The 7989-nt window shown below is 69.3% G+C and carries 6 protein-coding genes; 4 read left to right on the forward strand and 2 right to left on the reverse strand.

The genetic code is table 11. From position 1 onward, the window contains the following. Positions 1-2 precede the first annotated feature (2 nt). Complete coding sequence (locus D7V80_RS12835) at positions 3-1067, reverse strand: class I fructose-bisphosphate aldolase (RefSeq protein ID WP_120588425.1); 1065 nt, start codon at positions 1065-1067, stop codon at positions 3-5. 202 nt (positions 1068-1269) lie between these two features. Between D7V80_RS12835 and D7V80_RS42225 the strand changes: the two genes are divergently transcribed. Continuing rightward, positions 1270-2781 carry a Cof-type HAD-IIB family hydrolase gene (locus D7V80_RS42225; protein ID WP_199738579.1) on the forward strand — a complete coding sequence of 504 codons (1512 nt, stop codon included), beginning with the start codon at positions 1270-1272 and terminating at the stop codon, positions 2779-2781. Here D7V80_RS42225 and ppk2 read toward each other — a convergent pair. Next, on the reverse strand, positions 2762-3562 hold the full coding sequence (gene ppk2, locus D7V80_RS12845; protein ID WP_120588432.1) for a polyphosphate kinase 2: 801 nt from the start codon (positions 3560-3562) through the stop codon (positions 2762-2764). The two genes, D7V80_RS42225 and ppk2, sit on opposite strands and share 20 nt — an antisense overlap. 199 nt (positions 3563-3761) lie before the next feature. On the opposite strand from ppk2, the gene D7V80_RS12850 reads away from it, so the two are divergent. The 3 genes from D7V80_RS12850 to D7V80_RS12860 form a co-directional block, all read left to right on the forward strand. Continuing rightward, positions 3762-5336, forward strand: coding sequence for an efflux transporter outer membrane subunit (locus D7V80_RS12850; protein ID WP_233585292.1), 1575 nt, complete (start codon positions 3762-3764; stop codon positions 5334-5336). Positions 5337-5346: 10 nt separating this feature from the next. Beyond that, positions 5347-6357: an HlyD family secretion protein gene (locus tag D7V80_RS12855; RefSeq protein WP_014394296.1), complete on the forward strand. Its 1011-nt coding sequence runs from the start codon at positions 5347-5349 to the stop codon at positions 6355-6357. A gap of 25 nt (positions 6358-6382) precedes the next feature. Next, positions 6383-7989: ATP-binding cassette domain-containing protein (locus D7V80_RS12860; protein WP_147447081.1), on the forward strand; the 1607-nt coding region annotated here is incomplete at its 3' end.

Below are 7989 nucleotides of genomic sequence, written 5' to 3' on the forward strand. Positions count from 1 at the left end.
CATCAGTGGTGGGTGTGGAGCGTTGAGTCGGCCGGGGCGATGCCCGCTTCGCCCTCCATGGCCGCGCTGTAGCTGCCCAGGACCGCCGCGCTGTCGCACCAGGCGCGGTGGAGGAACGCCCGCTGGGCGGCGGGCACCTGCTCGCGCTGGCCCCGCCAGGCTTCGAGCGCCTCGTCCTGCAGCGCGCGTCCGAAGGAGAAGCTCAGCGTCCAGGGCTTCGGGCCTTCCAGCGCGTTGATGGCGTTGAGGTGCTCCGTGGCCAGGGCCGCGTCCTGTCCGCCGGACAGGAAGACGATGCCGGGGACCGCGGGCGGCACGTGGCGCGTCAGGACGCGCAACGTCGCCTCCGCCACCTCCTCCACCGAGGCCTGCCTCGCGGAGCCGTGGCCAGCGGTGATCATGTTCGGCTTGAGCAACATCCCTTCCAGGGCCACCCGCGCGACGAAGAGTTCGGTGAAGACCGCTTGCAGCACGCGCCCCGTCACGTCCTCACACCGCTCGAGCGCGTGCGCTCCCTCCATCAGGACCTCGGGCTCCACGATGGGCACCAGGCCCTGCTCCTGGCAGAGGGCTGCGTAACGCGCGAGCGCGTGCGCGTTCGCGTGGATGCACGTCGCCGAGGGGCGTCCATCGCGGATGACGAAGACCGCGCGCCATTTGGCGAAGCGCGCGCCCAGCTCGCGGTATTGCTCCAGCCGCTCGCGGAGCCCGTCGAGCCCTTCCGTGACGGACTCTCCCGGCGCGCCGGCCAGGGGACGGACGCCAGCGTCGACCTTGATGCCGGGAATGATGCCGCGGCGCACGAGCAGGTTGGCCAGCGGGATGCCGTCCGCGCTGTCCTGGTGGATCGTCTCGTCCTGCAGGATGACACCGCCGATGAACCCGGCGATGCCGGGCGTGCTGAAGAGCAGCTCCCGGTAGGCGCGGCGGCTGTCCGCGGTCGACTCGATTCCGCGCGCGGTCAGGCGCTTCGTGATCGTGGAGACCGTCTCGTCCGCCGCCAGGATGCCCTTTGCGTCGGCAACGATGGCTCGCGCGGTTTCGCCGAGCCCTGCCTTCGTCCGCATGTCTTCCTCCCGTCCCTGGAGCCAAACCTGAGGGCGTCCCGGTGCGCCGGCAACCGGCGGTGGGGCGCTCGGCAACGGGGTTGCCTCCGGGCGCCGGGCAGGAGCGTGCGGCCCGCGTCGCGATGACATCTTGAGCCTTGGACCGCACTGTCACTGGCAGCGCCCGGCGTGCGGTCACGGCGGCGGGCGAGCGGAGGCAGCCATGACCATCAAGTTGCTCATCGCGGACGTCGACGGGACCCTGGTGACGAAGGACAAGGTCCTCACCTCGCGAACCCGCGAGGCCGTGGCCCGGCTGCGCGACAGCGGCGTCATGTTCACCCTCACGAGCGGGCGTCCGCCGCGTGGGATGGCCGCTCTGGTGGCCCCGCTGGGCCTCACCGCTCCCCTGGCCGCGTTCAACGGCGGCATGTACGTCAAGCCCGACCTCACGACGGTGCTGGCACAGCGGACCCTGCCTCCCGCCATCGCCAGTCAGGCCGTCGACTTCATGCTCCAGGCGGGCCTGGATGTCTGGGTCTATCAGGGGGCGGGCTGGTTCCTGCGCGACCGCGACGCCTTCCGCGTGGCGCGCGAGCGGAACAACGTCGGGTTCGACCCGACCGTCGTCGCGGACCTGCACGGTGTGCTCGACGGCGCCATCAAGATCGTCGGGGTGAGCGAGGACACGGCGCGGGTCGCGCGCTGTGAGGCGGAGCTCGCCGTGCGGCTGGGCGCCGAGGCGTCCGCAGCGCGCTCGACGGCCTACTACCTCGACGTCACGCACCCCGAGGCGAACAAGGGAATGGTCGTGCGGGAGGCCGCGCGCCTCCTCTCGCTTCCTCTCGAGCAGATCGCGGTCATCGGGGACATGGCCAACGACCTGCCCATGCTGAACACCGCCGGCCTGGGCATCGCCATGGGCAACGCCAGCCCCGAGGTCCAACGCTCCGCGCGCCACGTCACCCGCACCAACGAGGAGGACGGGTTCGCCCACGCGGTGGACGTCTTCCTCCTGGGCCAGCCACCCCTTGCACGGACGAAGCTGGGGCTCCCGCCACGCGCGCGCGCCTGCCTCTTCAGCGTGGATGGCGTCCTCACCCAGACCGCCAGCCTCCATGCCAGGGCCTGGAAGCAGCTGTGCGACTACTACCTGCGGCAGCGCGCGCGGTCCTCGGGGCAGCCCTTCATCCCCTTCGACCTGGTGCGCGACTACAGCCGCTGCTTCGATGGCAGGCCGTCCCTGGAAGGCATCCACGCGTTCCTCGACGCCCGCGGCATCGAGCTGCCGGAGAGCACGGTTCACGCACTGAACGACCGCAAGGGAGAGCTCCTGGTGGAGCTGCTCCGGGAGGAGCGCGTGGAGACGTATGAGGGAGCGGTCCGCTACGTCCAGGCGGCGCGCGCCGAGGGACTCCGGACCGCGGCCGTCTCCGCGAGCAGGCACGGCGCGGAGATGCTCCGGTCGGCCGGCATCGAGGACCTCTTCGACGCACGGCTCGAAGCCACGCAGCCCCCCGAGCTCTACCTCGCGGCGGCCCGGGCGCTCGGTGTCACCTGCGACGAGGCGGTCCTCTTCGAGGACACCCCCGCGGGCGTCGCGGCCGCGCGGGCGGCCCACTTCGCCTATGTCATTGGCGTCGACCGGTTGGGCCAGCCCTCCGGATTGCGCCGCCACGGCGCGGACCTCGAGGTGACGGACCCCGCTGCCCTCCTCAGTACTTTTCAGGGATGAAGCGCCTCCCCTGAAGGGAAGCCTCGTCGTCGTACTCGCCCTGCGTGGAGCGGCGGGGCAGCTTCACCTTGGGGCGATTCACGCGCTGATGGGGAATCTTCTCCAGCAGGAAGCGGATGCAGTTGAGCCGCGCCTTCTTCTTGTTGTCGGACCGCAGGACGTACCAGGGCGCATAGGGCGTGTCCGTCGCGGCCAGCATCTGATCCCTCGCCTTGGAGTAGTCGTACCAGCGCGTCCAGGACTTGATGTCCATGGGGCTGAGCTTCCACTGCCGCAAGGGGTCGTCAATGCGCGCCGCGAACCGCCGCGCCTGCTCCGCCTTGCCGACCTCCAGCCAGATCTTCAGCAGGAGGATTCCGCTTTCGACCATGTACTTCTCGAAGACGGGACAGCCGATGAGGAAGCGCTCGTGTTCCTCGGGCGTGCAGAAGCCCATCACCGGCTCGACTCCGGCCCGGTTGTACCAGCTGCGGTCGAAGACCACGATCTCACCTGCCGCGGGGAAATGCGGCACGTACCGCTGCAGGTACATCTGTGATTTCTCCCGGCTCGAAGGCGCCGGGAGGGCCACCACGCGGAACACCCGGGGACTGACCCGCTCGGTGATGGCGCGAATCGTTCCGCCCTTGCCCGCCGCGTCCCGGCCTTCGAAGACGACAATGACACGCATCTGCTCCTGCTTGACCCAATCCTGAAGCTGGCAGAGCTGGGATTGGAGCTTGCGCAGCTCCTTTTCATAGGCTTTGCGCTTCAGGGGCTCCGAGTGCGTGTCCTGTGCCATGGACATAGGGTTGCTACCGGATGCGGCAGGTGACAGCCCTCATGCCCCCGGGTTCGTGTCGGGGTTGGGCCAGCGGACACCGGGCACTGCCCTCCAGGGCATTTGGACGCGCAGCACTTCCGCGCGGCGCCTCCCGTGTTGAATCTCCCCGCCCATCGAGGTGTCGCGGATGCGGGGGACGGCCAGCGCCATGCAGGGGATGAAGCCGGGATTCGCATCCTTCGTCGGCACCATGTCGCTGCTCGGCGTTTTCTCCGGGTGCGCGGTCGGTCCCGACTTCAAGAGGCCCGAGGCCGCGGTCGCCAGGGAGTGGCGCACCCAGGGCGACCCGCGCCTGTCGACGCAGGCCGCGGTCGACACCCAATGGTGGAAGTCCTTTGGCGATCCCTCGCTGGACCGGCTCGTCGAGCTCGCCGCCAGGCAGAACCTGCCGCTGCAAATTTCAGGGCTGCGCATCGTTGAAGCACGCGCCCAGCTGGCCATCCTCACCGGCCGGCAGTACCCGCAGGCCCAGGCCCTCGTCGGCAGCGCCGCCGCGGTGGGGCGCAGTGAGAACTCCGCCGCGGCCAACCCCATCGACTTCAACCTGGGCTCCATCGACCGGCACTTCCTGGAGTACCAGCTGGGCTTCGACGCGCTGTGGGAGGTGGACTTCTGGGGCAAGTACCGGAGGGGCGTGGAGTCTGGGACCGCGGGCCTGCTCGCGTCGGTGGCGGACTACCAGTCCTCGCTCGTCTCGCTCACCGCGGAGGTCGCGCGAACCTACGTCCTGGTCCGCACCTTCGAGGTGCTCATCGAGCAGGCGCGGGAGAACGTGCGCCTCCAGGAGGAGGGCTTCCGGATCGCCGAGTCGCGCTTCAGCAACGGCGTCACCTCGGAGCTGGATGTGACGCAGGCCGCGACCCTGCTGGAGAGCACCCGGGCCACCATCCCCCAGCTGGAAGCCGGGCTGGAGCAGGCTCGCAACGCCATGAGCACGCTCCTGGGCCAGCCCACGGGCGAGGTGGAGGCGCTGCTCGCGGGCCCCAAGCAGATTCCGGTGGCGCCCGCGACGGTGGCCGTCGGCATGCCGGCTGAAATCCTGCGGCGGCGCCCGGATGTCCGCAGCGCGGAGCTGTATGCCGCCGCGCAGTGCGCCCGGATTGGCATCGCGGAGGCGGAGCTCTATCCGAGCTTCTCCCTCTTCGGGACCATCGGGCTCCAGGCGAGCACCAGCGCCGCGGCCTCCGGCAATCTCTTCTCCCTGGGCAGCCTCTTCTATTCCGTGGGCCCCCGGATCGTCTTCCCCTTCCTGAACTACGGCCGCCTGAAGAACGGGGTGCGTGTCGAGGACGCGCGGTTCCAGCAATTGCTCGTCAACTACCGCAACACGGTGCTCAAGGCGGCCCAGGAGGTGGCGGACGCCCTCACGGGGTTCATCCACGCCCAGCAGGCCATGACCTTCCAGCAGGCCGCGGTGAAGTCCGCGCAGCGGTCGGTGGAGCTCGCGTTGGTGCAGTACCGCGAAGGCGCCGTGGACTATCAGCGCGTGCTGGACGCGCAACGGTCGCTCCTGGAACAACAGAACAACCTGGCCCAGACGAGCTCCAACATCGCCACGAACCTGGTCGCCCTCTACAAGGCGCTGGGCGGAGGCTGGGAGGTCCGCCGCGATCAGCCCATCGTGCCGGAGCCGATGCAGGCGGAGATGGAACAGCGGACCCACTGGGGCGACATGCTGTCCAAGCCTCGGAAGCAAGAAACCAAGACGGTCTCTCAACCCGTCAAGCCATAGAGACTCCGCCATGCCCTGGAAGCCGAAAGGGAAATCCAAGTGGATCATCGGGCTGGTCGCCCTCGCGATTCTCGCATTCATCGGCTTCAAGTATTGGAAGGGAAAGAAGTCCGCGCTGCCGGAGGGAATCGTCTCGGGCAACGGCCGCATCGAGTCGAAGCTGGCGGATGTCTCCGCGAAGGAGCCCCTGCGGGTGCGGGAGGTGCTCGTCAACGAAGGCGACCTCGTCAAGCCAGGGCAGGTGCTGGTGCGGCTGGACACCACCACGCTGGAGGCCAGCCTGGCGGAGGCCAACGCGAACCTCGCGGCCACGCAGGAGAAGCTGGCGGTGGCCGAGGCGGGCATCGTCAAACAGAAGAGTGAAATCGAGCTCGCCACCATCGAGGCCGAGCGCGCCCGGAGGCTGGTGGCGCAAGGCGCCGGCTCGCAGCGGGACGTGGACGTCCGGACGAGCCAGCTGGAGACCACCCGGGCCAGCCTGGCGGAGGCCGAGGCCACGCTGAAGACCTCGCGGGAGGAGATTGAAGTCGCGCGAGCCAACGCGGCGACGATTCAGACGCGCATCGCCGACGCGACGCTCAAGTCGCCAGTGACGGGCCGGGTCCTCTACCGCCTCGCCGAGCCCGGCGAGGTGCTGTCTCCCGGCGGACCGGCGCTGACGCTCGTGAACCTGGAGGATGTCTTCATGGAGATCTTCCTGCCCGCGAGCGAGGCCGCCCGCGTGAAGATCGGCTCCGAGGCGCGCCTCACCGTCGACTTCGAGCCCGACCGCTCCATCCCCGGCTACGTGTCCTTCGTGTCGCCGGAAGCGCAGTTCACACCCAAGCAGGTGGAGACGAAGAGCGAGCGGGAGAAGCTGGTGTTCCGCCTGAAGCTCCAGGTCCCCCGGGAGCTGGCCAGCCGCTACGTCGAGCGCATCAAGACCGGCATCCGCGGCGTCGGCTACGTCAAGGTGGACCCTGACGCGGCGTGGCCTTCCCGGCTGCAGAACGTCGTCACGGCGGAATCCGAACCCCACTAGCCCGGCGACAAGGGAGGGCCCCGCCATGGTCTCATCCGTGTCTCCCGGGGCGCCGGCCGGCTCCCCAAGCCAGCTCGTGGTCTCCATCCAGGACGTGACCCACCGCTACGGCAAGGCCGTCGCGCTGGACGGCCTCTCGCTCGACGTGCCCAGCGGCATCCGGGTGGGCATCGTGGGGCCTGACGGCGTGGGCAAGTCCACGCTGATGGCCCTGGTCGCGGGCGCCAAGAAGATGCAGCAGGGGCGCGTCATGGTCCTGGACGGGGACATCGCGGACGCGCGGCACCGGCGCGAAGTGGGGCCGCGCATCGCGTACATGCCCCAGGGCCTGGGCAAGAACCTCTACCTGGAGCTCAGCGTCTACGACAACGTGGACTTCATGGCCCGGCTCTTCGGGCTGACCCCCGAGGAGCGCAAGGTCCGCGTCCCGGAGCTGCTCGCGGCCACCGGGTTGGGGAAGTTCGCGGAGCGCCCCGCCGGCAAGCTCTCCGGCGGCATGAAGCAGAAGGTGGGGTTGTGCGGCGCGCTGGTGCACGACCCGGACCTGCTCATCCTCGACGAGCCCACCACCGGCGTGGATCCGCTCTCCCGGCGGCAGTTCTGGACCCTCATCGACGACATCCGCGCCGGGCGTCCCGGCATGAGCGTCATCATCTCCACGGCGTACATGGACGAAGCGCAGCAGTGGGATTGGATCGTCGCCATGGACGCGGGTCGAGTGCTGGCGACGGGGACGCCCGCGGAGCTGATGGAGCGCACGGGGACCCAGGACCTGGAGAAGTGCTTCATCGCGCTGCTGCCTGAAGAGAAGCGCCGGGGCCACAAGGAGATCACCATCCCGCCGCGCGCGCCGGGCAACGCGGAGCTGGCCATCGAGGCCCACGGGCTGACCCGCCGCTTCGGGACCTTCGTTGCCGTCGACCACGTCACGCTGAACATCGAGCGTGGGGAGATCTTCGGCTTCCTGGGCTCCAACGGCTGCGGCAAGTCCACGACCATGAAGATGCTGACCGGCCTGCTGCCTCCCACGGAAGGCACGGCGAAGCTCTTCGGCAGCTCCGTGGACGCGGGCAGCATGGAGGTGCGCAAGAACCTGGGCTACATGACGCAGGCGTTCTCGCTCTACGGCGAGCTGAGCGTTCAGCAGAACCTGGTCCTGCACGCCCGGCTCTACCACCTGCCTCCGGACAAGGCGAAGGCGCGCATCGATGAGCTGGTCGAGCGGTTCGGCCTGGGCGCGCACCTGGAGGCGTTGGCCGGAGACCTGCCCATGGGCCTGCGCCAGCGGCTCTCGCTGGCCGTCGCCGTGCTGCACGGGCCGCAGATCCTCATCCTGGACGAGCCCACGTCGGGCGTGGACCCGGTCGCCCGGGACAGCTTCTGGGAGCTGTTGATCGACCTGTCGCGCAAGCAGGGCGTCACCATCTTCGTGACGACGCACTTCATGAACGAAGGGATGCGCTGCGACCGCATCTCCCTGATGAACGCGGGCAAGGTGCTGGCGGCGGACACCCCCCAGAAGCTCATCGAGGCCCGGAACGCGGACAGCCTGGAGACCGCCTTCATCGGCTACATGGAAGACGCCATCGCGGAGAAGGCACGCGCCGAGGGCAAGGACACGCCTGCTGCCAC

It is taken from the genome of Corallococcus sp. CA054B, from assembly GCF_003611625.1.
Classification (GTDB): domain Bacteria; phylum Myxococcota; class Myxococcia; order Myxococcales; family Myxococcaceae; genus Corallococcus; species Corallococcus coralloides.